We start from the raw sequence: 22,706 nt of genomic DNA, 5'->3' as shown, positions 1-22,706 counted from the left end.
TAATCCTCATAAAACAACTACGCTAAATCGCTGACTACTGTTTAAATAGTTTGGAGAATCGAAGCAATCGTGACTGCCAATAACACCTCGGCTTTTGAGCCCCTGCAGCGAATTTTGCTGCCCAAGCGCGGCGAACCCTTTGACGTCCGCATGCTCTACCTCATTGAGGCGGAACAAAACCGCGAGCGCCTCAGCTGGACCGACCGCACCTCGGTGACCATTCCGGCCGGCGAAGAAGCCTCTTTTGAGACCTACTTCAACGCCTTTCCGGCCTCCTACTGGCGCCGGTGGTCCCAGCTCGACTCGGTCATTCTGCGCCTTGAAATTGAGGGCCAGGCCAATATCTCGTTGTACCGTTCCAAGCACGATGGCCAACGCATTTCCGTGGGCAACCACCTCGTGGGCACCGGCCACCACGAGTTTGAGCTGCCACTGAAGAACTTCGAGGATGGCGGCTGGCTGTGGTTCGATATCACCGCGGAAAAGGAAACCACGTTGTCGGATGCAGCCTGGTGCTCCCCGCAGGCCCCGGCAGCGCAGACGCTTCCCGATGGCACCGAGCTTGCTCCTTCCGAAAAGCGCGTCGCCGTCGGCATCCCCACCTTCAACCGCCCCACGGACGCCGTCGCCGCCCTGCAGGCGCTGGCAGAAGACCCCGTGGTGGATGAGATCATTGACTTCGTCCTCATGCCGGACCAGGGCAACCAGCACCCGGCCGATGAGCCCGGATACGACGAGGCGGTAGCGCACTTTGGCGATCGCTTCCGCGAATTCCACCAGGGCAACCTCGGCGGTTCCGGCGGTTATTCCCGCATCATGTACGAGGCGCTGGAAAACACCGATTCGCCCTTCATCTTGTACATGGACGATGACATTGCCATCGAACCGGACTCCGTGCTGCGCGCGGTGCAGGCCGCGCGCTATGCGGAAAAGCCGATCATCGTCGGCGGGCAGATGCTCAACCTGCAGGAGCGCTCCCAGCTGCGCACCACCGGTGAGCAGGTCAATCGCTCCGATTTCATGTGGGGCGCCGTCCCGCACGCCGTGTATGACCACGACTTTGCCAAGTACCCGCTGCGCGCCATTGGCACGCCAGAAACTCGCTTGGATCCAAAGAAGTACGATTCCCGCGACCTACACCGCCGCGTGGACGTGGAATATAACGGCTGGTGGATGTGCCTCTTCCCGCGCGTGGTGGCAGAGACCAACGGCCAGCCACTGCCGCTCTTTATCAAGTGGGACGATACCGAGTACTCCCTGCGCGCCGCCCGCAATGGGTTCCCAACCGTGACTTGGCCAGGCGCGGCCATCTGGCACATGGCCTGGGCGGATAAGGACGATGCCATTGACTGGCAGGCCTATTTCCACCTGCGCAACCGCCTGATCGTGGCCTCGCTGTACCACGATGGCGCAGTATCTGGCATTACTAGGTCTATCTTTAAATCCACGCTCAAGCACACTATGTGCATGGAATACTCCACCATGGCCATCCAAATTGAGGCCATGAAGGACTTCCTTGCGGGGCCAGACCGCCTCTTCGATATCTTGGATACCTCGTTGCCGCGCATCGCGGAGATCCGCAAGAACTACTCGGATGCGGTCATCATCGAATCCGCGGATCAGCTGCCAGCGCCGACCGGCGCGCCGGGCGTTCCCACCCGCAATGTGGGCGGCCGCCTGGGCAAGGTCAAAAAGCTGCCGTGGGCGGCCAAGGGCCTTAAGCACCTGCTGAGCAAGGAGGATCCGGCGCACCACGCGGCACCGCAGCTGAACCTCACCCCAGAAGAGGCGCGCTGGTTCACTCTGTCCCGCCTGGATTCCGCCACCGTGTCCACGGCCGGCGGCACGGGCGTAGCCTTCCGCAAGCGCGACCGCGATTTGGCCAAGGAGCTTATCGCCGAAACCCGCGGCCTACTAAAGGAAATTGAAGAAAACTTCGATGACCTGCGGGCGCACTACCGCGCCGCGTTGCCGGAATTGACTGCGCGGTCCTCCTGGAAGAAGGTTTTTGATGCCCAATAAGCTTTCCATCGCAGAATCCCGCGTCCTGGAATCCATCCAGAACGCCGCCTTTGACGTGCCGGGCGTAGTGCCCACCGCCCGCGGTTTAAGCCACCTGGGTGAGCACGCCCTGGGCTGGATGGGCAGCGCGGCCCTCGGGGCCAGCCTGGACAAAAAACGCCGGGAAGGTTGGGTTCGGATCGGTGCCGCAGCGTTTACCGCGCATGCGGCAAGCGTGGTGCTCAAGCGCATCGTGCGGCGCAAGCGGCCCGACTATTCCTACGTGCGCGTTGGGGTGAAAACCCCCTCGCGCCTGTCCTTCCCGTCCTCGCATGCCACCTCCACCACCGCCTTCTTGGTGGGCCTTTCCCACCTGACGGGGTCCAAGGCCCCGCTCGTGGGAGTGCCGGTGATGATGGCATCGCGTATGGTGCTCGGGGTGCATTATCCAACCGATACCGTCGCGGGCGCAGCCATTGGCGCTGCCACCGCGCGGGCAATGACGAAGGAGAAAGACGCATGAGTGAGGCTGAAAATCAGCACTTTCTCTATTCGGAGCCGCATACGTCCGGCGTCGATACCGGCCGCAAGCGCAAGCCGCCGAAGAATTTGGCCGATGGCATGGTCAAGGCCCTGCGCCCGAAGCAATGGGTAAAAAACATCCTCGTGCTGGCCGCGCCCGCCGCGGCCGGTGCGGAGTCGCTCTTTCACGGGCGCGTGCTTGTCGATGTCCTCCTAGCCTTCATCGTCTTCTGCCTCGGCGCCTCTTCCATCTACCTAATCAATGACGCCAAGGATTGGCGCGAGGACCAGGAGCACCCGACTAAGCGCTTCCGCCCGATCGCCTCGGGCGTGCTGCCCATCAAGGTGGCCTATGTCATGGCCGTGGTGCTCGTTGGCCTGTCCATCGGGCTGTCCTTCTTGGCCACCGCGGGGCTAGAGCTGGCCATCGTCATGGCGGTCTACATCGCCCTGCAGCTGGGCTATTGCTTTGGCTGGAAGCATATTCCGGTCATCGATATCGCACTGGTCTCTTCCGGATTCATGCTGCGCACCATGGCCGGCGGTGTGGCCGCCGATATTGAGCTTTCGCAATGGTTCTTGCTGGTCGCCGCCTTTGGCTCGCTGTTTATGGCCTCCGGTAAGCGCTATGCCGAAATCCTGCTGGTGGAAAAGACCGGTGCGAAGATCCGCAAGTCCCTGCAGGGCTATACGCCGACCTACCTGCGCTTTGTATGGACGCTAGCGGCCACCGCCGTGGTGGTCTTCTACTCCCTGTGGGGCTTTGAGCTGGCGAATGCCGCAACCTCCGGTGGCGTGTGGTACCAGATTTCCATGGTGCCGTTTACCATCGCCATCCTGCGCTATGCCGCCGACGTGGACCGCGGTCAAGGTGGTGCGCCGGAAGAAATCGCGTTGGGGGACCGCACCCTGCAATTCCTCGCCATCGCCTGGCTGGCTTGTATCGCCATGGCCGTCTACGTCATGCCATTGGTCTAGGCAGCGGCGGATTTTCGATGTAGCAAATTCCGATCGGACTGATACACTCGATCCTCGTGTTTAACACCGATAACAAGGCCCTCGCGCGCTGGAGCATTCCGGCCTCGGCTCTTGTCATCGGTGTTTTGTCTTTGTGGGGCGGGTTCGCCCGCCGCTGGATTTCCGATGACGGGCTCATCGTCCTGCGCACCGTCCGTAACTTAGAGGCCGGCAACGGGCCCGTATTCAATGTGGGCGAGCGCGTGGAGGCCAATACCTCCACGCTGTGGCAATACCTCATCTTAGCCGTGCGATGGGTGAGCAATGCGGAACTCGAATCCATCGCCATCTACCTCGGGCTTCTCCTTGCGGTCGCGGCGATGGTGGTGGGCACGTGGGCATCGGCAAGCATGCACTCCGGCATCGTGCTTCCGGCCGGTGCCTTGGTCTATGTGGCGCTGCCGCCGGCGCGTGACTTTTTTACCTCCGGCCTGGAATGGGGCCTGTGCCTGTTTTACCTGGCCATGCTGTGGTGGCTGCTGCTGCAGTGGGCGCGCCCGCACCGCCACGCGCGCGGGAATTCCGCCGCGTACTGGCTAGCCTTCTGGGCCGGGCTGTCCTGGCTCATCCGCCCCGAACTGGCGCTGTACGGCGGCATCGTTGGAATCGTGCTGTTGATTTCCACGCGCTCGTGGAAGGTGCTGGCCATCGCCCTGCCACTGCCCTTGGGCTACCAGATTTTCCGCATGGGATACTACGGCCTATTGACCCCGCATACGGCGGTGGCAAAATCCGCCAGCGGCTCCGAATGGGGAAAGGGCTTTACCTACCTCGGCGATTTCATTGGGCCCTACTGGTTGGTGCTGCCGCTGGTCGTGCTGGTGGTAGCCGCACTCTGGAAGGCTGAGCTGCGCCCGCCGCAGCTGCGCTCTACCGCAAGCGCCGTCTACCTCTTTGTCGGCACCGCGGTGCTGCACACCCTGTATGTCCTGCGCGTGGGCGGCGATTTTATGCACGGCCGCATGCTGCTTTTGCCGCTTTTTGCCGCCCTACTTCCCATTTTTGTGGTGAACCTGCGGGTATGGGTGGCTTCTGTCGCTTGCGCCGTGTGGGCGATCATCGTTGCGCTGCGCGGCCACCCGGTGGATCCAGCCGTCTATGACAGCGATATTTCCATTGTGGACGAGCGCGACTTTTGGACCCACACTACACGGATGGATGAACCGCCCCGCCACGCCGAAGAGTTCCTGCGCAGCGAGATGATGCACGGCTATACGGACGCGATTAAGGAGCTGGAGGATGGCGATGCCATGACCTTCCGCTACCTGCAAGACGATGGCAGCCCTTCCTGGCTGGCTACCGAGGGGGATCCCTCGCGCACGGATCCGCCCACGGTGTATTACCTCAACCTGGGGCTTACCTCCATGAATGCCCCGTTGGATGTGCGCGTGCTCGATGAGATTGGCCTGAGCAACCCGTTGGCCGCGCGCCAGCCCCGCATCGAGGGCGGGCGGATTGGCCACGATAAGAGCCTGGGCATGCCGTGGCAGGTGGCGGATTCCGCGGCCGATATTGATTCCGTACCGTTCTGGATTGATAAGGACGCGGCCCGCAAGGCCCGCACCGCGCTTAACGATGCCGATTTTCAGGAACTCTTTGCTACGTACAGGGATCCCTTAACTTGGGGCCGATTCTGGGAAAATATTAAATTTTCCCTGACAGACGGGCGGACGCTTTCCTTCTCTTCCGATCCGGGGTCTTACCTGGACTGATGGGGGAAGATGCAACATTTGGCCCGGGAGTGCATTAGACTGCTTGCTAGTTAGGCTTTCGCGTCGGGATGTTAACGGTTCACAGATTCCGAGCGATAAAGCTAAGTGACAATTACCAAATACTTTGTGAAGGAGAAAGATGACTGCATCTATTAGGGGTCGCGTCCTTTCGGTCATCATGGCAGTCGCCGTAGCGCTGGGTCTTGCCGTAGTGGCAGGCGGCACCCAGCAGGCGCACGCAGCTCACCGCGATTTCTTGCGTGCGGACAGTACTGGCACGTGCGAGTGGGACCAGGTGGGCTGGTGGGTCCAGCGCTGCGATGTGTGGTCACAGGCGATGGGCCGCAATATCCCAGTGCAGATCCAGCCCGCAAAGAATGGCGGCAACGCTGGCCTGTACCTCTTGGACGGACTGCGTGCGACCGACCGCACCAACGCGTGGGTCAATGACGTCAACGCGGCACGTACCTACGAGCCGCACAACATCACCCTGGTCATGCCGGTAGGCGGCGAGTCCTCCTTCTACGCTGACTGGCAGGCACCCGCTAAGTACGACCCGAACGAGCCGGTCAACTACAAGTGGGAGACCTTCCTGACCAGCGAGCTTCCCGCCTACTTGGAGAGCAACTTCGGCGTGGCCCGCAATAATAACTCCATTGCTGGCCTGTCCATGGGCGCTGGTTCTGCCTTGACCTTGGCCGCAAAGCACAATGACCAGTTCCGTCAGGCGCTGTCCTTCTCTGGCTACCTGACCACGACGGTTCCGGGCGCGCAGACCTTCATGCGCTTTGCCATGCTGGATGCCGGCGGGTTCAACATCAACGCGATGTACGGCTCGCTGTTTAACCCGAAGCGCTTCCAGAATGACCCCTTGCTGCTCATCCCGCAGCTGCGCAATACCGATGTCTACATCTCCGCCGCAACCGGTATCCCGGGCGACCTTGACCGCCAGCGCTACCTCCCAGAGCACCAAGCAGCCGGTGCTGCCCTTGAGGTCGGTTCCCGCATCACCACCCACGTCTGGGAAGGTGCAGCTCGCCTGCAGGGCCTGAACCCGACCGTGGACTACCCGGCACAGGGTCTGCACAACTGGCTGCAGTTTGGCTACCAGCTGGAGAAGTCGAAGCCGCAGGTTCTCAACGTTATGAACGCTTGGTAAAAGCCTTTTGACGCTTTCGTCCCCTACCTTGTGGTAGGGGACTTTTTGCGTCTGTAATAGGGCTTGAGTTCAGCCTCGTCCGAACCGCAATAAATGGTGATATAAATTGCCTCCGGCGTGTCAGCCTTTCTTAAGCCTCAAGTTCAACTTAAACTTAAGCGCACAATAGACAGCTCACGCCGCAGGCGGCAGTCCGGAGGAGGGGAACCTTCGGAATGTAGCCGCGGTAAATCTTCAAGGACGTTTACCTATGCGCAAAAACACTTCCCCGGGCAAGGCCCGCAAGGGGCTTGCGGTAGCAGCCGTACCGACCGCCATCGCCGTTGGACTGGCCCTGCTGCCCAATGCCACAGCCCAAAGCTCACTTGGTGATATTAGCTCTGCTCAGCCAGGCGGTGGCGGCAGCCTGTCTGACCACTTTGCGCCCAAGGATCCGCCGGCTCGTACCCCAGTGGAGACCGAGTACCCAGAGGTAGAGGGCCTGCCGGATGGCGTAAAGATCAACCGTGTGGAGTACCTGTCCAACCGCCACCTGATGGTCTATATCAAGTCCGCAGCGATGCCGGATCAAGAGCAAAAGGTGCAGATCCAGCTCGCGCGCGACTGGTATTCGCAGCCGGAAAAGAAGTTCCCTGAGGTATGGGCGCTCGACGGCCTGCGCGCCCGCGATGACGAGTCCGGCTGGACCATTGAGACCAATATCCTCAACCAGTACGCGGACCGCAACGTCAACCTCATCATGCCGGTGGGCGGCGAATCCTCCTTCTACTCCGACTGGCAGCAGCCGGATGCAGGCAAGAACTACAAGTGGGAGACCTTCCTGACCAAGGAATTGGTTCCCATCTTGGATAAGGAATACCGCTCCAACCAGAAGCGCGCGGTCACTGGGCTGTCCATGGGCGGTACCGCTGCGATCAACCTGGCGGAGCGCAACCCGTACCTGTTTGGTTTCGTGGGCTCGTTCTCCGGCTACCTTGATACGACCACCCGCGGCATGCCGCAGGCCATCATGGCTGCGCAGCGCGATGCCGGTGGCTTCGATTCCCGCAAGATGTGGGGCGAGCCGGGCTCGCAGGACTGGATTGACCACGATCCAAAGCTGGGCATCGAAAACCTCAAGGACATGCAGGTCTATGTCTCTGCCGGTAACGGCAAGGATGACTTTGGCAATGCCACCTCCGTGGCCAAGGGCCAGGCAAGCTTGGCCGGCATGGGCTTGGAGGTCATCTCCCGTATGTCCACCCAGACCTTCGTGGATTACGCGAAGCGCGCCAATGTGGAGCCTGTGGTGCAATTCCGCCCCTCCGGCGTGCACAGCTGGGAATTCTGGCAATTTGAGATGCAAAATGCATGGCCCTACATTGCGGATGCCCTCAACATTGACAAGGCCGACCGCGGTGCGGACTGTCAGACCGAAGGCGAGATCGCCAAGGCCACCAAGGAAGGCCACATCGGTTCCTGCCTGAATAACGAATATGACGTTGCCGATAAGGGCAAGGCACAAGACTTCGAAACCGGTACGGCGTACTGGTCCCCGGAGACCGGTGCGCACGCCCTGCACGGCCGCATTGGCGCCCGCTATGCGGAAATCGGTGGCCCTACCTCCTGGTTGGGCTTCCCGAAGTCCGATGAACTTAAGACGCCAGATGGCAAGGGACGCTTCGTGCACTTTGAACACGGTTCCATTTACTGGAGCCCAGAGACCGGCGCCTGGGAAATTACCAGCGACATGTTTAAGAAGTGGGGCGAGAAGGGCTACGAAGGCGGCGATCTGAAGTACCCGACCGGCGCGGTCAAGAAGGTGGGCGAAGGCTTTACCCAGGAATTCCAAAACGGCATTCTGACCCGCAACCCGGACGGCAAGAACCAGGTGTCCTTTGGTGCCATTGGCAAAAAGTACAAGGATATGGGCGGTGTCGAATCCCCACTGGGCTTCCCCACGGACGGCGAGAAGAAGGTCGAGGGCGGCTTCTTCCAGGAGTTTGAACATGGCTCCATCTACTGGTCCCCAGAATCCGGCGCGCACTACATCTTGAAGGGCGCCATCATGGATGAATGGGGTAAGAAGGGCTGGGAGCACGGCGAATTTGGCTGGCCCACCTCTGATTACTCCGAAATCGCAGCTGGTGGATTGAAGCAGGAGTTCCAGCACGGAACGATCAGTGAAGTCATGGGCCGCGTACAGACTGAAAAGAAGTAAGCATGCGTAAATTAGCCCTCGTAGGAGCGGTCTTATGCCTCGGCTTGGCAGGGTGTGACTCTGCCACCGTGGATAGTGACTCCGGCAATGACACTTCGGTGGCGCCGCTGTCGCGCGAAAAGACCTCCGAAGAATCGACCACGAGCAGTAGCGAGTCTGCATCTCGCAGTGCTTCCTCCTCGCAGGAGCCCTCCGAGTCCAAGGACGATTCCAAGGATTCCGCGGAGCCGCGGAACGGCTCTGGTTCCGCGAACTCCCCGGAGGACCGCGGCGCCCGTGAGATCTCTGAAATCCCATCCGCGCAGCTGCCCAAGGAAGAGGCTGCGTATCTGGATTCGTTGAAGGATGCAGGCGTGAACGTCAATGGGGTAGAAGATCAGCTCCTCGGTGCTGGCCAGGGCGCTTGCGGCGAAGATGAAATCACCATTCCCGCAGTGGCCGGGCAACTGATTGAACAGCAACGCTCTGATAAGGACTTTGACGAGCTCACCAAGCTGCTGCAGGACAACGCACGTTCAGCCCTTTGCTAGCTTCCTTTGAGGTTTTCCGGGTACAACTAGTTCATGCGAAAAATCATTACCGTCGTTGCCGTCCTCGCCCTCCTCGTTGTGATCGGCGCGGGGGCGGTGCACTACCTCACGACCTCGGACTCGGCGGGGCCTAGCGCCCCCGAGGAGTCAGAGTCTGCGGCACCACCGGAACCATCTCAGCCGGATTGGTGCCCAGCAGTGGAGTTTATTTCCGCGCCAGGCACCTGGGAATCCGCGGCAGACGATGATCCCTTGAACCCTTCTGCTAATCCGCGCTCGTTCATGCTGTCTATTACGCAGCCGTTGCGGGAGGCCTACGGGGATGATGTGAAGGTGTGGACCCTTCCTTATACTGCGCAATTTAAAAATATCAATGCGCAGGAGGAGATGAGCTACGACGATTCCCGCAATGAGGGCACCGCGAAGATGAATGAAGAGCTGCGCGGCATGCACGATAGCTGCCCACAGACCAAGTTCATTTTGAGCGGATTTTCCCAAGGTGCGGTCATCGCCGGCGATGTGGCCGATGATATTGGCGGTGGCGAAGGCGTGATCCCCGCGGAAAATATCGCGGGCGTGGCGCTGATCGCAGATGGCCGGCGTGAAAACGGCGTGGGCCAAAATCCAGGCCACGCGCTCGGCGGAATCGGTGCCGAAATTGCCTTGGAGCCCGTCTCCGGGCTCGTCCAACCCATCGTGCCCGGAGCTACCATGCGCGGTGCGCGCCCGCACGGCTTCGGTGAACTCGCGGATAGGACCTTCCAGATTTGTGCCCCGGATGACTCCGTGTGCGATGCGCCCACCGGCGTGGGCAATGGTTTGGAACGCGCCAAGGATTTGATCGGGGCCAATGGGGTGCACGCGCAGTACGCCAGCAATGACGGCGTGATTGATGGGACTACTGCGAACCAGTGGGTCGTGGACTGGGCCCACCGGGTCATCGACGCCGTGTAACATGAGGCGCTAACACATCGATATTTTTTAAGACAAAACCATTTACCAAAGGAGAATCGATGGATATACAGCAACTCATGGGGAAGTTCTTTGACGCCGAGGGCAATATCGCCCTCCCGGCAGAGCTCACCTTGGCGGGCCTGGCGGAGAACCTCTACCAAGCAGAGACGGATACCTCGCAGGTTGTAATCCGCCAGTGGATCTACGATGAGGGAGACACTTCCCGCGAGCTCAACCGCCAAGAGATCAATACGCGGATCAAAGTGGTGGCAGCACGCCTGCAACAGGTTGCAGAACCCGGCACCCGCGTGGCCATCCTGGCGGGCAACTCCCCGGAGTACCTCTTTGGTTTCTTGGGTGCGATGTATGCAGGCATGACCCCGATTCCGCTCTATGATCCGAATGAGCCGGGGCACGCGGATCACCTCAAAGCGGTCTTTGCTGACTGTGAGCCCACCGTTGTGTTGACCAACCGCGTATCGGCCGCGGCGGTGCGCACCTATTTCTCCACCGAGCGCGAGCGCCCGCGCGTCATCTCCATCAATGCGCTGCCAGATTCCTTGGCGGCGTCGTGGAAGCCGGTTGCAAGCGAGGGCGTGGAGTCCACCGCCTTCTTGCAGTACACCTCTGGCTCAACGCGCACCCCTGCCGGCGTGGAGCTGAGCAACCGCGCGATCCTGGTCAATGTGCTGCAGATCTTCCGCGCGATCAACATGCAGTTTCCGCCGCGCGTGGTCTCGTGGCTGCCGATGCACCATGATATGGGCATCATCTTGGCGCTATTTACCACGATTCTGGGCATCGAATTGGATTTGATGACTCCGCGCGATTTTATCCAGCACCCCAACCGGTGGGTTGAGCGCATCAGCCGCCAGCCGGGTGAGGATAAGAAGACCTATACCGCCGTGCCCAATTTCGCCCTGGAATTGGCCGCGCGCTACGGCAAGGACGCGGATTTCTCCAACGTCGATGGCATCCTCATTGGTTCTGAGCCGGTGACGGAACCGGCGGTGCAGAAATTCCTGGACACCTTCAGCGTCGAGCGCTCCGTGCTGCGCCCTTCCTATGGTTTGGCGGAAGCCACCCTCATCGTTTCTACCGCACAGGGTGACAAGCGCCCGATCATCTCCCACTTCAACCGCGAGAAATTGGCGGACGGTAAGGCGGTTATTGAAGAAAAGTCTGCGGCAACGGTTGCCTTCGCCTCTAATGGCCAGGGCGTCTCGTTCCAGCACCTAGCCATCGTGGATCCTGAAACCAAGGCCGAGGTCCCAGAGGGCACCATTGGTGAAATCTGGGTGCATGGGCAAAATATGGCAACGGGCTATCTCAACCGCCCAGAAGAAACCGCAACTACCTTCCGCAATACCCTGGGCGAGCGCATCCAGGATGGCTTGCCGGAGGATGATTGGTGGATGGCCACCGGCGATCTCGCCACCATCATCGAGGGCGAACTGTATATCACCGGGCGGCTTAAGGATCTCATCGTCGTTGCCGGGCGCAATCACTACCCGCAAGATATTGAAGGCACCGTGCAGGACGCATCCGCGCACGTGCGCCCAGATTCCATCGCCGCCTTTGCCGTGGAGGGTGAGAGCTCAGAGTCCTTGGTGCTCTTGGTGGAGCGCGCCGATGACGCGGATCCATCTGGCGACGCCGCCGCCGGTGAGGCGATTCGCACGGCCGTGACGAAGAATCACGGCATTACCCCGAGCGATATCGTGTGGAAGGCGCCGGGAGAAATTAAGCGCACCTCCTCGCATAAGATTGCCCGCCGCGTGGCAAAAAAGGACTACCAAGCTTAAAGCCGGATTCGGACGTTAAGTTAACAAGGTGACAAAATAGAGCGATATAGGTATTTGTCGTTCTATTAACCCCACTAGGAAAGACGGTTTATGACCATCGAGCAACTTCGTGCATGGCTGCGTGACTGGGTATCCCAGGCCACGGGCGTTGCCGCTACAGAGATTTTAGATTCCACCCCACTGGAAAATTATGGTCTTTCCTCACGAGATGCCGTAGTGCTATCGGGTGAATTAGAAAATCTCTTAGGCACGCGGCTCGATGCCACGGTGGCGTATGAGTACCCCACGATTGAGCTCCTAGCCAATCGCCTGCTCACTGAGCCCGCGGGGCGGCGCGACGATGCCCCGCGCGTGCAGCGCTCGACTCGCGCTGCGCAGGGTACTGATATTGCGGTTATCGGCTTGTCCGGTCGTTTCCCAGGTGCCAAAGACGTGCCGGAATTTTGGACCATGCTCGCGGAATCGCGCGCGGGTACTGGTCCGCTGCCGGTGGGGCGGTGGTCTGAATACAGCGCCGATCCGGTAATGAGCGAGAAGATCGCGCAGCAAAATACCGATGGCGGTTATATCGACGATGTTGCATCCTTTGATGCGGAGTTCTTCGGCCTATCGCCGTTGGAGGCCGCGAACATGGATCCGCAGCAGCGCATCCTGCTCGAGTTGGTATGGCACGCGCTGGAGAACGCTGGTCTTCCTGCCAATGAGCTGCGCGGCACGCACACGGGCGTGTACATGGGCTCAACCAATAATGATTACGGCATGCTGATTACGGCCGATCCCACGGAGATGCACCCTTATGCGCTTACGGGTAATTCCTCGGCAATTGTTGCCAACCGCATTTCTTATGCCCTGGACTTCCGCGGCCCGTCTATCAATGTGGACACGGCCTGCTCGTCTTCCTTGGTTGCGGTCGACCATGCCATCAAGGATCTGCGCACCGGCGCCGCCGATGTAGCGCTGGCAGGTGGCGTGAATATCTTGGCCGCTCCGCACGCCTCCACCGCCTTTTCGGAATTGGGTGTCACCTCTCCTACCAGCGCCATTCATGCTTTTTCCGATGACGCCGATGGCATCGTGCGTGCCGATGCCGCCGGTGTGCTGGTGCTCAAGCGCCTAGAGGACGCGGAGGCCGATGGCGATGAAATCCTAGCCGTCCTCAAGGGCTCTGCCGTCAATTCTGATGGCCACTCGAATGGCCTGACCGCACCCAATCCAGAAGCGCAAGAAGACGTGCTGCGCCGCGCCTACGCGGATGCGGGCGTGGCGCCCGAGGACGTGGATTATGTGGAGGCCCACGGTACGGGCACCATCTTGGGCGATCCCATCGAGGCCAGCGCGCTCGGCCGCGTGCTGGGCGCTGGGCGCGGCATTGAATCGCCCGTGCTCTTGGGCTCTGCCAAGACCAATATCGGCCACTCCGAATCCGCCGCGGGCGTCGTGGGCCTCATCAAGGTCATCGAGGCCATGCGGCACGATATTATTCCCGCGAATATCAATTACGCTGGCCCGAACCGCTATATCGATTTCGTGGCCGAGCGCCTCGAGGTCGTTGAAGACCCGCGCGAGTGGCCGGAATACTCCGGGAAAAAGGTGGCCGGCGTGTCGGGCTTTGGCTTTGGCGGCACGAATGCCCACGTCGTCTTGACGGATTACCCGGGCACCCCGCGTACCAGCGAGCCGCAGCTATCCACCGGCACGGTGGCGTTGCCTGTCTCCGGCCTCTTGCCTTCTCGCCGCGCGCGTGCGGCGGGGCTGCTCGCGGATTTCTTAGAGGCAGAACAGCCAGACTTGGCCGATGTAGCGCGCACGGTCGCGCGCCGCAACCACGCGCGCTCGCGCGCCGTCGTCATGGCCAGCTCCATTGAAGAGGCCATTAAGCGCCTGCGCCAGGTGGCCGAGGGCAAGGTGTCTGTAGGCATCGCCGCGGCGGATTCCCCGCAGGTGCAGGGACCGGTCTTCGTGTATTCCGGCTTCGGCTCCCAACACCGCAAGATGGCGAAGGACATGATTGCCCTGTCGCCGCTGTTTAGTGCGCGGCTCAAAGAACTCGACGAGGTCGTTGATTTCGAATCTGGCTGGTCGATCCTGGACATTGTTGAGGACGATTCCCAAACCTATGACACGGAAACCGCGCAGGTTGCCATCACCGCCATCCAGATCGCGCTAACGGATCTATTGGCCTCCTTCGGCGTGCGCCCGGCGGGCGTTATGGGCATGTCCATGGGTGAGATCGCCGCGGCCTATGCCGCGGGTGGCATTTCCGCGCGGGACGCGATGACCATCGCCTGCCACCGCGCGCGCTTGATGGGCGAGGGAGAGGCATCGCTAAGCGAGGCCGACCAAGGCGCCATGGCAGTAGTTGAACTGTCCGCCGAAGACATCGCTGCCCTCGATGCATCCATCGAACCAGCCGTCTATACCGGCCCCGGCATGACCACCGTGGGTGGGCCGCGCCAGGCGGTACTGGACCTGGTGGAAAAACTCGATGGGGAAGGAAAATTCGCCCGCGCCCTCAACGTGAAGGCGGCGGGGCATACCTCCGCCGTCGATCCGATCTTGGGCGAGCTCGAAGCAGCCATCGCCGGTATGGAAGCCCGCCCGCTGCATACGACGCTCTTTTCCTCCGTGGATAAGGGTGAGGTCTACCGCCCCGGCGCCACCGTCCACGATGAGGATTACTGGCTGCGCATGACCCGCTACCCTGTGTATCTGCAGGACGCTACGGAACAGGCCTTTGCCGCAGGCCACACCCAGCTGGTGGAGATTTCGCCGAACCCGGTGGCGCTCATGGGGCTTATGTCTACCGCGTTTGCCGTGGGCAAGGCCGATGCGCAATTGCTGTATAGCCTAAAGCGCAAGGTGGATCCCACCGAGTCCTTGTTGGATCTATTGAGCAAGCTCTACGTAACCGGAACCCCGGTGAATTTCGCCGCCGTAGTGGGCTCGGGCGCGCAGACGGAAGCGCCGTATACCCAGTTCAACCGCCAGCGCTTCTGGACCAATGCGCGGCCCTCGGCTGGGGTCTCCGGCCTGCCCGGTACCCGCGTGAACCTGCCGGAGGGCAAGGTGGCCTTTTCCACCAACGCCGACCAAGCCCCGTCCGCGCTGGCTATCGTGGAGGCCGCCGCAGAAGCAGTGCAGCCTGGGGCACATATCGTGGCCGCGGAGGAACACCGCGATCTCCCGCCGTACGGGGAAATTACCACCGTCGTCACCACGTCCATCGGCGGCATGTCCATCGCCGTCTATAGCGTGCAGGACACCAGGACGGAGCTCTTGGCGGAAGGTTTTGCCTCCGGCCTGGACTTGGGCGCGGGTGCGATCCCTGGGGTTGCAGCGGTGCCAGAGGGCAGCGCCGCCCCGGAGCCGACTGCCGATGACGCGGATGTAGACGCGGTGCGCTGGGATCCGCGCCAAGAGACCGTCGAGGACCGCCTGGCGCTTATCGTGTCCGAATCCATGGGCTATGACGTCTCGGATCTGCCGCGCGAGCTGCCGCTGATTGACCTGGGATTGGATTCCCTGATGGGCATGCGCATTAAAAACCGCGTGGAAAATGACTTTCAGATTCCACCGCTGCAGGTGCAGGCGCTTCGCGATGCCTCCTTAGCAGACGTCATCACCATGGTCGAGGAGGCCGTTGCCGGCGGCCGCATAGATAACAGTGACGCTAGCGCCGACGTTGCACCGACAGCTACAGAGCCCGCGTCCGCAGCAGACGAGACTGTGGAGGCCTCCGAGCAAGGTGTGGGCGTTGCCCCTCGCGATGCCTCTGAGCGCATGGTCTTTGGCACATGGGCAAGCATTACCGGCAAGGCCCCGGCGGGCGTGACCTCGCCGCTTCCGGAAATCTCTGAGGAGGTGGCCGCGCAGATTGCCAAGCGCTTGCGCGAGCGCGCCCACATCGACGTCACCGCGCAGCAGGTCCTCGACGCTGAGGCGCTGGAAACCTTGGCTGATCTGGTCCGTGAGGGCCTTGAGACCGAGGTGGAGGGAAATATTCGCGTCCTGCGCGAGGCCGATGGGCCAGCCGTATTCATGTTCCACCCGGCCGGTGGAACCACGGTGGTCTATCAGCCACTGACCCGCCGGTTGCCAGCGGATGTCGCCGTCTACGGCGTCGAAAGGATTGAAGGCTCCTTAGAAGAGCGAGCCGCCGCCTATATCGAGGACATCGTCCGCTATGCGCGCGGCCGCAAGGTCGTCCTAGGCGGTTGGTCCTTTGGCGGCGCCTTGGCCTATGAGGTGGCCTACCAGCTGGCAGAGCGCAGCAAGCGCGGGGAGGAGAGCGCCGAGGTCGCGTTCATCGCCTTGCTCGATACCACGCAGCCTTCCCACCCGGCACCGGATACGCCGGAAGAAACCCGCGCCCGGTGGGAGCGCTACGCCGCCTTTGCCAAGAAGACCTATGGCCTGGACTTCGAGCCTCCGTACGAGATGCTGGAAACCATGGGCGAGGATGCCCTGATGACCATGCTGGCGGAATTCTTGGCCACGACGGATGCCTCCGAACACGGCCTATCCGCCGGCGTCTTGGAGCACCAGCGGGCGTCCTTCGTGGATAACCAGATTCTGGCCAAGATCGATTTCCACCGCTGGGCCGATGTCAGCGTCCCCGTGCTGCTTTTCCGCTCCGAGCGGATGCATGACGGTGCGATCGAGCTGGAGCCGCGCTACGCTGAGGTTGATCCGGATGGCGGCTGGGGCGTTATCGTTAAGGATCTAGATATTGTGCAGCTGCCCGGCGATCACTTGGCAGTGCCGGACGAGCCAGCCATTGGCACCGTGGGCAAGCATATGAACGATTGGATCGAGGAGAAGATACGTGGCGGCCAAGCAAACAACCGCTGAGAAGCTCGCTGACCTGCGCAAGCGCCTAGAAGAGGCGCAAGATCCAGGCAGCGAGCGTTCCCGCACACGCCGCGACGAGGCAGGCCGTACCACCCCTCGCCAGCGCATCAACGAGCTCTTGGATGAAGGTTCCTTCGTCGAAACCGGCTCCTTGGGCAAGACCCCGGGTGACCCGGAGGCCATCTATTCCGATGGCGTGGTCACGGGCTATGGCCGCGTATCCGGCCGGCCCGTGTGCATCTATGCCCACGATAAGACGGTCTACGGCGGCTCCGTGGGTGTGACTTTTGGTAAGAAGGTCACTGAGATCATGGATATGGCCATCAAGATTGGCTGCCCGGTCATCGGTATCCAAGATTCCGGTGGTGCCCGCATTCAAGACGCCGTGACCTCGCTGGCGATGTACTCCGAAATCGCCCGCCGCCAGCTGCCGCTATCAGGCCGCAGCCCGCAGATTTCCATCATGATGGGTAAATCCGCCGGCGGCGCGGTCTACGCGCCGGTGACCACTGACTTTGTCATCGCCGTGGATGAGGAAGCGGAAATGTATGTCACCGGCCCCAATGTCATCCGTGAGGTTACCGGTGAAGACGTCACCTCCGCTGAGTTGGGCGGCGCCCGCCAGCAGGAGCTCAACGGCAACGTCTCCGCCGTGGTGGATTCTGAGGAAGACGCCTTTGACATGGTGCGCGATATTTTGGATCACCTGCCGCTGACCTGCTTTGATGAGTCGCCGACCTTTCCCGCGCCTTCTGATGCCGAAATCACCGAGGACGAGGATCTGAATTCCTTCATGCCGGATGACACCAACGCCGGCTACGACATGATGGAATTGCTCACCCAGCTTGGCGATGACGATGAGCTCATCGAAATCCAAGAAAACTTCGCGCCGAATATGATCACCGCCTTTGGCCGCATCGACGGCAAAACGGTGGCCTTTGTGGCCAATAACCCCATGCACTTGGCCGGCTGCATCGATGCCGATGCCGCCGATAAGGGCGCGCGCTTCATTCGCATCTGCGATGCCTACAATGTCCCGCTCGTCTTCGTCGTCGATACGCCGGGCTACCTACCGGGCGTGGAGCAGGAGAAGGTGGGTCTGATTCACCGCGGTGCGAAATTCGCCTTCGCCGTCGTGGAAGCGACCGTGCCGAAGGTCTCGCTCATCGTGCGCAAGGCCTACGGCGGCGCCTATGCCGTCATGGGGTCGAAGAACTTGAGCGGCGATATTAACTTGGCGTGGCCTACCGCGCAGATCGCCGTCATGGGTGCGGCCGCAGCAGTCGTGATGATTGCGGGCAAGCAGCTCGAGGCCGCCGAGACCCCAGAGCAGCGCGAGATGACCAAGAAGATGTTCATGGACTTCTACGATGAGACCATGACGGCACCCTACGTGGCAGCGGAACGCGGCTACTTGGATGCCATGATTCAACCGAATCAATCGCGCATTGCCCTGCGCCAGGCGCTGCGGCAATTGGCCACAAAGTCTGCGCATGACCTGCCCAAAAAGCACAATATTGCACCGATGTAACGCGGTGCTATGGCGTTACGATACCCAAATAAGAGTTTCGTGACAGTTGAAGGAGAAAACCTTGTTTGCTTTGTCCAGCGCATTCGACCTGATTGGTGAAATCATCGGCTACATTTACTGGGCCTACAACCAGATCGCAGCAGGCGTGCCATTCAAGCTGCCGTTCTAAGCTGAGAACGTTCGCACAGATTTAAGGCTCCGAGGCTAGACGGCAGGATGCGTGGTTGAGGTTGGCTCGTTAGTGGGTCTGGGCTAGTGGTACTAGCCCTTTTCACTCTTCTACGGTGATAACCGGTCTTTGACTGGGAAATACCGTACACAACTTCCTGCTGTGCTAGCCGGTTCGGATCACGATGAAAGGATGAGTAAAAATCATCCTCGATACTCTGTTTGTGGCGGGGATGGTCAAGTCCGTAGAAGTGGTGTATCTGTTCTTTCTGAATCGAGGACAGACATGTAGCGCTTTTGCTGGATCCAATCATCATGTTGTTCGGCTAGAATAGAGCCGACCGCGCGGATCACAGACCTGCGGCTAAGGAAGAGCCCTACAATGTCGGTACGCCGCCGGATTTCCGGATTCAGTCGTTTTGTCGGTGGTCAGGCCCATTTAACGATCAAGTGTGAAAGAGGCCTAATGAACAGGCATAAAATATCTCCTAATGCGATTGTCGTTGCACTATTTGGGCTGGCAATTTCAGGTTATGTCGGCATCGCAAACAAGTCGATCCTCGGGTTTCTCATCCTCATACTGCTCACCATAGTTGGAGCAGTACTGGTCAATCGCATCAAAAACAGGCATCAGGAATAACCGGCGAGTAAAATCGTCTGCCGGACGCTAAGCCTTGTCGTCAACCTGGCGTAACGCTTTGGCATCGTTTATTTCTGCGTTGTTTGGCGTGGATTCCGGGCTCTCCTGCCCTCGGAGATGAACTCTGTTTGGTGGCTACCTGATACCTGGCCCGGTCGGGCTGGCACAATTGTAATCTACGACCATGCTACGTACTGGGAACAGTTCACACGCGATGGTGTGGCCGTCTAAGAGAACAATGCGTTTACTTTCCGGGGTCAGGCCCAAATTCTGAAGTGCGGAATGGAAGATCTATGTGGATAGATATCGAACAAATCGATATTGGCCGATTAGCAATAAAGCTGTCGGTGGCACTAAACAAATGGATAGCTGAAGAAAACAGCTATAAAAACAAGACAGATATAGCTCCATTATTTATAGTGCAATGTCCTTCTCATTTCGAGATCGCCCTTATCCTCCGTGTTAAAGCCCTAAAACAGACGGCAATCGTAGGATATGAGGCAGGCTACCAACGCTATACATGGTCACCTTATTTATACGACGAAATCGCTGATTCGATTGTTTTCGATACATTAGCCGGCGACTATCCGATCCTTAAAGCAGATTTTTCCGAACCGGACAAAATTGTATGGGCTGGAGCAAAAGAAGCTACAGATGCAAAAGCGCAGTCCATCGGAGATTTCTTAAGCTACTATGAGGACTTAAATGAGCGTGCTAAGGAAAGAATCTGGATCAATAAGGATCTCCCTTTAGAGAACCTCTTGTAAAGTAGGAGCAAAATGAGTTCATATAAAGACATCACCACTTTCTCTACTCCCATGCTCGTCAAGTCTCTGAATACGTTGCAGATTTCTGCGGGAGAGGAAAACGGCGAGTGGGGCTCCCAATTTCCGCAAGGTGTTGCCATCTTCGTTCCCGAGGGTGAGTATTTCACTGTTCGCATTGAGTCTTTTGGAGCAATCCCGTCGGATAAGAAGCTGGTGGCAATGAACGCTATTAATGCGACGAATGACAACCTGGCTTTCGGCAAAGTGGTTCCTAACCTCATCGAGGGACGCCGGACGATTGTATTCCGCAATCACTTCAACTTCACCCAAGGCGTGTCCCAATTTCAGCTGGATGCGCTCATCGACGCTAGCCTGCAGGTTGGGTTCGATGCGCTGGGAACGATCGAAGAACTTTTTGAAGGGGCGGAGTAAGACCATGGGATTGTTTGGAAAGAAGCAGCCAGCATTGCGTGAAGCATCCGTCGAATCTATTGGGGAGGCACTTTCTACTCAGGGGCTTAGCTGCTCGCAGCTGTCGACTGGTGGATTGCTGACTCAGGTCAATGGGGTTCCTGTCTACATCGTTGATCAGGACACGAACATTGGTATTGGTGGGATGATCCAGGCTCGTCAGTCCGAAGCAGCGGATCTTAATTGGATCAGCGACTTTAATAATCGTGCGCTGTGGCCGGTTGTTTTCCGTGCAGACCAGCAGACTGCGAGTGTTATCCACGCTGAGCATCGAATCATCAAAGGCGTTGAGTACTCCGAAGCACAGCTGCGTGACGAAGCTTTACTTGGAGCCCAGATTGTTGCGGAAACCTTGCTGCGCTATAGCGAAGAGCATCCACAGTAGGTCGCTAGCCAATGAAACTCTCGGTGTGAGCAAACAAGTGCGATGAGTTTTTGAAAACAGGATGCGACGATTAATCCACTACGAGTAGTTATAGGTTTGGTGCTGCCGCGGAAGTCGCGCCCGCGACCTCCTTGCCCCGTGTGATTGCCACGTCCTAGTGCTCGTTTGCATGTGCACGCCCTAACGTTTTGAGCGCGTTCTGTTGCTCATACTGATACGCGAATGCGCCGGCGCATTGCCGGACAAAAGCGCCCTGCTATCTGCTCACAGGTGTTCACGCCCCTGATCGCGACCTATGGCCGCTAGTGCGCCTAGTTTCATGCTAGAGAAGAAAGACCGAGTTCAACTATTTCATGGTTACCCCACGAGATCGGAAAGGAAAGCTTTTTCACTTAACGGGCAACCCCATCGGAGCCTTTTCATGGCGTAAGGGAGCAGTATTTACTGGCTTCCCTCCTCGTGCTGTAGCGCAGCGTCAATAGCTTTTACTGATTCGATGATGTGCGGAATAGTGCCGGTCGGGTGAGTGTGGGCGTTATTTGGGATGAAAGTGACATCGGCGCCGCGCTCAGTCCATTCATTTACGAGCTGTTCAGCAGTAGAGTACGGAATCACGTCATCACCGCGGCCATGCGTAATGACGACTGGAATCGCGGGAGCAGCGTAGCCAATATGCTGCTCTGCCAGCATCGATTTGAAAGGCTCACTGTCAATGAAGTCTTGCACGGTTCTGCCATCGTTGCTGATCCGCTCAACGGTAGTGCCGGCGGTCTTAAGGAGCCCCATAGTACAAGTATTCGTCGCATCCTGTAGCTTTCTTGCGCCCCGGTCATTGAGATGCGAGTACAGATCCTCGCCATAGGAGTTGCTTAGCCCTAGAAGGGCATACGACTCGAAGAGGAAATACAAGGAGCCGTCGAGGGTAGAAGGCAACAGCGTAAGGTCTGTTGGCGCAGCACCGATAGTCGCAAGCTTGATGTTGAGCTCCGGAGCATAGTCATCATATAGCTCGGCAGCAGCGGCAGCAGCTCCACCGCCTTGGGAGTAGCCATTGATAAATACTGGGTTGGTTTCGTTAATGTCCCAGCCTTCTAGTTGCTGCGCAGCTCGAATACTGTCGAGGACTGTATGGCCTTGGGATGCGCGATCCATGTACGTGTGCATGCCAGGGGTGCCAAGGCCCTCGTAGTCGGTGAGTACTACAGCATAGCCCTTCTTAAGGTACTGATGGAAATAGAACTGCTCGTAGTCTCCAACCCCGTCTGCAATTTTACGGGAGGCGGCACAACGGTCCGCTAATCCTTGAGTACCCGGTGCAAATGCCACGACAGGGCGTGGGCCTTCTCCGCCCCACTCGGTTTTAGGCTCAATGACCATCCCGCTTACTTGGATCTTTTCTCCAGAACGGTTGGTGGAAGAATAGAGTATGCGGTCTGCCTTATAAGGGCCGACGTTGCTGATGCCAAGTGGATTTTTGGGGTTGCGCACAGATTCTGATCGGAAGAGCTGTCCAGGCTCCGAGGAGTCGAGTTCTACTGGATCGTGGTAGAAAGCGGTGTATTGATCTCCGATATGGTCACCTGGGCCCAAGAGCCCTGATGAAAGGGGAGGGAGTTTGGAGGCTTCTTCGGCCATTGATTTCGCCTCTTGTGAATCTTCAGCGGATCCTGCGCCTTTAAGTGCCTCGTCAATAAAAGAGGATTCTGGAAGTTCTGAATGCTCTTCAACTGGTGGAGCCGATTCGGCGGAATCGATAGCGCCGGCGACAGGGGAAGCGGCAGTCATGAGAACCCCTGAAGCCACAAGCGCTAGATAATTACGTGTTGCAGCTTTCACTACGGGAACCTTTCAACTTCTTGTGGGGATAATTGAGTGGTATCCGATTTTGAAGTTCTGTACTCGGATACGGGCAATTATTCACTAAAAGCTTTTCCCGTACTATTAGTTGTAACTGCTATTTCGAGCTGATTACCCCCATAAGGGGTAGGGTTGA

Annotated in this window: 16 protein-coding genes and 1 pseudogene; 15 read left to right on the top strand and 2 right to left on the bottom strand. The window is 59.0% G+C overall.

Annotated elements, in window-relative coordinates:
• Positions 1-69: 69 nt before the first annotated feature.
• The 11 genes from HMPREF1287_RS07640 (at position 70) to HMPREF1287_RS07590 (ending at position 18,282) form a co-directional block, all read left to right on the top strand.
• The gene (locus HMPREF1287_RS07640; protein ID WP_023018130.1) at positions 70-2,022 is read left to right on the top strand and encodes a glycosyltransferase; all 1,953 of its coding nucleotides are present in this window, start codon (positions 70-72) and stop codon (positions 2,020-2,022) included.
• Positions 2,012-2,524, top strand: a complete 513-nt coding sequence (locus tag HMPREF1287_RS07635) for a phosphatase PAP2 family protein (RefSeq protein WP_023018129.1) — start codon at positions 2,012-2,014, stop codon at positions 2,522-2,524. Before HMPREF1287_RS07640 ends, HMPREF1287_RS07635 begins: the two co-directional genes overlap by 11 nt.
• Positions 2,521-3,501 (top strand): decaprenyl-phosphate phosphoribosyltransferase, encoded by a 981-nt coding sequence (locus HMPREF1287_RS07630; RefSeq protein ID WP_005285240.1) that lies wholly within the window; start codon positions 2,521-2,523, stop codon positions 3,499-3,501. The genes HMPREF1287_RS07635 and HMPREF1287_RS07630 overlap by 4 nt, the downstream gene beginning before the upstream one ends.
• A 56-nt stretch (positions 3,502-3,557) precedes the next feature.
• On the top strand, positions 3,558-5,252 hold the full coding sequence (locus HMPREF1287_RS07625) for a hypothetical protein (RefSeq protein WP_023018128.1): 1,695 nt from the start codon (positions 3,558-3,560) through the stop codon (positions 5,250-5,252).
• A 139-nt stretch (positions 5,253-5,391) separates the two neighbouring features.
• Positions 5,392-6,411, top strand: a complete 1,020-nt coding sequence (locus HMPREF1287_RS07620) for an alpha/beta hydrolase family protein (RefSeq protein WP_023018127.1) — start codon at positions 5,392-5,394, stop codon at positions 6,409-6,411.
• Between the two features lie 250 nt (positions 6,412-6,661).
• Positions 6,662-8,611, top strand: a complete 1,950-nt coding sequence (locus HMPREF1287_RS07615; RefSeq protein ID WP_023018126.1) for an alpha/beta hydrolase-fold protein — start codon at positions 6,662-6,664, stop codon at positions 8,609-8,611.
• A gap of 2 nt (positions 8,612-8,613) precedes the next feature.
• Entirely contained in the window at positions 8,614-9,141 is a 528-nt protein-coding gene (locus tag HMPREF1287_RS07610; protein WP_023018125.1) for a hypothetical protein, read from the top strand.
• 33 nt (positions 9,142-9,174) lie between these two features.
• Entirely contained in the window at positions 9,175-10,095 is a 921-nt protein-coding gene (locus HMPREF1287_RS07605) for a cutinase family protein (RefSeq protein ID WP_023018124.1), read from the top strand.
• Between the two features lie 59 nt (positions 10,096-10,154).
• Complete coding sequence (locus tag HMPREF1287_RS07600; protein WP_023018123.1) at positions 10,155-11,900, top strand: FadD32-like long-chain-fatty-acid--AMP ligase; 1,746 nt, start codon at positions 10,155-10,157, stop codon at positions 11,898-11,900.
• Positions 11,901-11,990: 90 nt separating this feature from the next.
• Positions 11,991-16,751 (top strand): type I polyketide synthase, encoded by a 4,761-nt coding sequence (locus HMPREF1287_RS07595; RefSeq protein WP_023018122.1) that lies wholly within the window; start codon positions 11,991-11,993, stop codon positions 16,749-16,751.
• Positions 16,726-18,282: an acyl-CoA carboxylase subunit beta gene (locus HMPREF1287_RS07590; protein ID WP_023018121.1), complete on the top strand. Its 1,557-nt coding sequence runs from the start codon at positions 16,726-16,728 to the stop codon at positions 18,280-18,282. The genes HMPREF1287_RS07595 and HMPREF1287_RS07590 overlap by 26 nt, the downstream gene beginning before the upstream one ends.
• A gap of 405 nt (positions 18,283-18,687) precedes the next feature.
• On the opposite strand, the pseudogene HMPREF1287_RS12185 reads toward HMPREF1287_RS07590, so the two are convergent.
• Positions 18,688-18,876 (bottom strand): annotated as a pseudogene (locus HMPREF1287_RS12185) (transposase); the annotation flags it as partial.
• Between HMPREF1287_RS12185 and HMPREF1287_RS12590 the strand changes: the two are divergent.
• The 4 genes from HMPREF1287_RS12590 to HMPREF1287_RS07575 all read left to right on the top strand — a co-directional run bounded on the left by HMPREF1287_RS12590 (position 18,833) and on the right by HMPREF1287_RS07575 (position 20,713).
• The gene (locus tag HMPREF1287_RS12590; RefSeq protein WP_034654528.1) at positions 18,833-19,090 is read left to right on the top strand and encodes a hypothetical protein; all 258 of its coding nucleotides are present in this window, start codon (positions 18,833-18,835) and stop codon (positions 19,088-19,090) included. The pseudogene HMPREF1287_RS12185 and the gene HMPREF1287_RS12590 sit on opposite strands and share 44 nt — an antisense overlap.
• A gap of 293 nt (positions 19,091-19,383) precedes the next feature.
• Entirely contained in the window at positions 19,384-19,857 is a 474-nt protein-coding gene (locus HMPREF1287_RS07585; RefSeq protein ID WP_005279744.1) for a hypothetical protein, read from the top strand.
• A gap of 12 nt (positions 19,858-19,869) precedes the next feature.
• Positions 19,870-20,289, top strand: a complete 420-nt coding sequence (locus HMPREF1287_RS07580; RefSeq protein WP_023018120.1) for a hypothetical protein — start codon at positions 19,870-19,872, stop codon at positions 20,287-20,289.
• Between the two features lie 4 nt (positions 20,290-20,293).
• The gene (locus tag HMPREF1287_RS07575) at positions 20,294-20,713 is read left to right on the top strand and encodes a hypothetical protein (RefSeq protein WP_005279748.1); all 420 of its coding nucleotides are present in this window, start codon (positions 20,294-20,296) and stop codon (positions 20,711-20,713) included.
• Between the two features lie 441 nt (positions 20,714-21,154).
• On the opposite strand, the gene HMPREF1287_RS07570 is transcribed toward HMPREF1287_RS07575, so the two are convergent.
• A complete protein-coding gene (locus HMPREF1287_RS07570) occupies positions 21,155-22,498 on the bottom strand; it encodes a lipase family protein (RefSeq protein ID WP_023018119.1) in 1,344 nt (447 codons plus the stop codon).
• Positions 22,499-22,706: the final 208 nt, after the last annotated feature.

The sequence above is a fragment of the Corynebacterium sp. KPL1986 genome, assembly GCF_000477975.1.
GTDB classification, from domain to species: domain Bacteria; phylum Actinomycetota; class Actinomycetes; order Mycobacteriales; family Mycobacteriaceae; genus Corynebacterium; species Corynebacterium accolens.
Note: the sequence above shows the minus strand (reverse complement) of the source record. Positions and strands in the feature narration are given on the sequence as shown.

What these genes read in the sequence shown, in the direction of transcription:
- HMPREF1287_RS07635 (WP_023018129.1), top strand. Translation starts at nt 2,012, where the DNA reads ATGCCCAATAAGCTTTCCATCGCAGAATCCCGCGTCCTGGAATCCATC.
- HMPREF1287_RS07630 (WP_005285240.1), top strand. Translation starts at nt 2,521, where the DNA reads ATGAGTGAGGCTGAAAATCAGCACTTTCTCTATTCGGAGCCGCATACG.
- HMPREF1287_RS07620 (WP_023018127.1), top strand. Translation starts at nt 5,392, where the DNA reads ATGACTGCATCTATTAGGGGTCGCGTCCTTTCGGTCATCATGGCAGTC.
- HMPREF1287_RS07615 (WP_023018126.1), top strand. Translation starts at nt 6,662, where the DNA reads ATGCGCAAAAACACTTCCCCGGGCAAGGCCCGCAAGGGGCTTGCGGTA.
- HMPREF1287_RS07610 (WP_023018125.1), top strand. Translation starts at nt 8,614, where the DNA reads ATGCGTAAATTAGCCCTCGTAGGAGCGGTCTTATGCCTCGGCTTGGCA.
- HMPREF1287_RS07605 (WP_023018124.1), top strand. Translation starts at nt 9,175, where the DNA reads ATGCGAAAAATCATTACCGTCGTTGCCGTCCTCGCCCTCCTCGTTGTG.
- HMPREF1287_RS07600 (WP_023018123.1), top strand. Translation starts at nt 10,155, where the DNA reads ATGGATATACAGCAACTCATGGGGAAGTTCTTTGACGCCGAGGGCAAT.
- HMPREF1287_RS07595 (WP_023018122.1), top strand. Translation starts at nt 11,991, where the DNA reads ATGACCATCGAGCAACTTCGTGCATGGCTGCGTGACTGGGTATCCCAG.
- HMPREF1287_RS12590 (WP_034654528.1), top strand. Translation starts at nt 18,833, where the DNA reads ATGTCGGTACGCCGCCGGATTTCCGGATTCAGTCGTTTTGTCGGTGGT.
- HMPREF1287_RS07585 (WP_005279744.1), top strand. Translation starts at nt 19,384, where the DNA reads ATGTGGATAGATATCGAACAAATCGATATTGGCCGATTAGCAATAAAG.
- HMPREF1287_RS07580 (WP_023018120.1), top strand. Translation starts at nt 19,870, where the DNA reads ATGAGTTCATATAAAGACATCACCACTTTCTCTACTCCCATGCTCGTC.
- HMPREF1287_RS07575 (WP_005279748.1), top strand. Translation starts at nt 20,294, where the DNA reads ATGGGATTGTTTGGAAAGAAGCAGCCAGCATTGCGTGAAGCATCCGTC.
- HMPREF1287_RS07570 (WP_023018119.1), bottom strand. Translation starts at nt 22,498, where the DNA reads ATGACTGCCGCTTCCCCTGTCGCCGGCGCTATCGATTCCGCCGAATCG.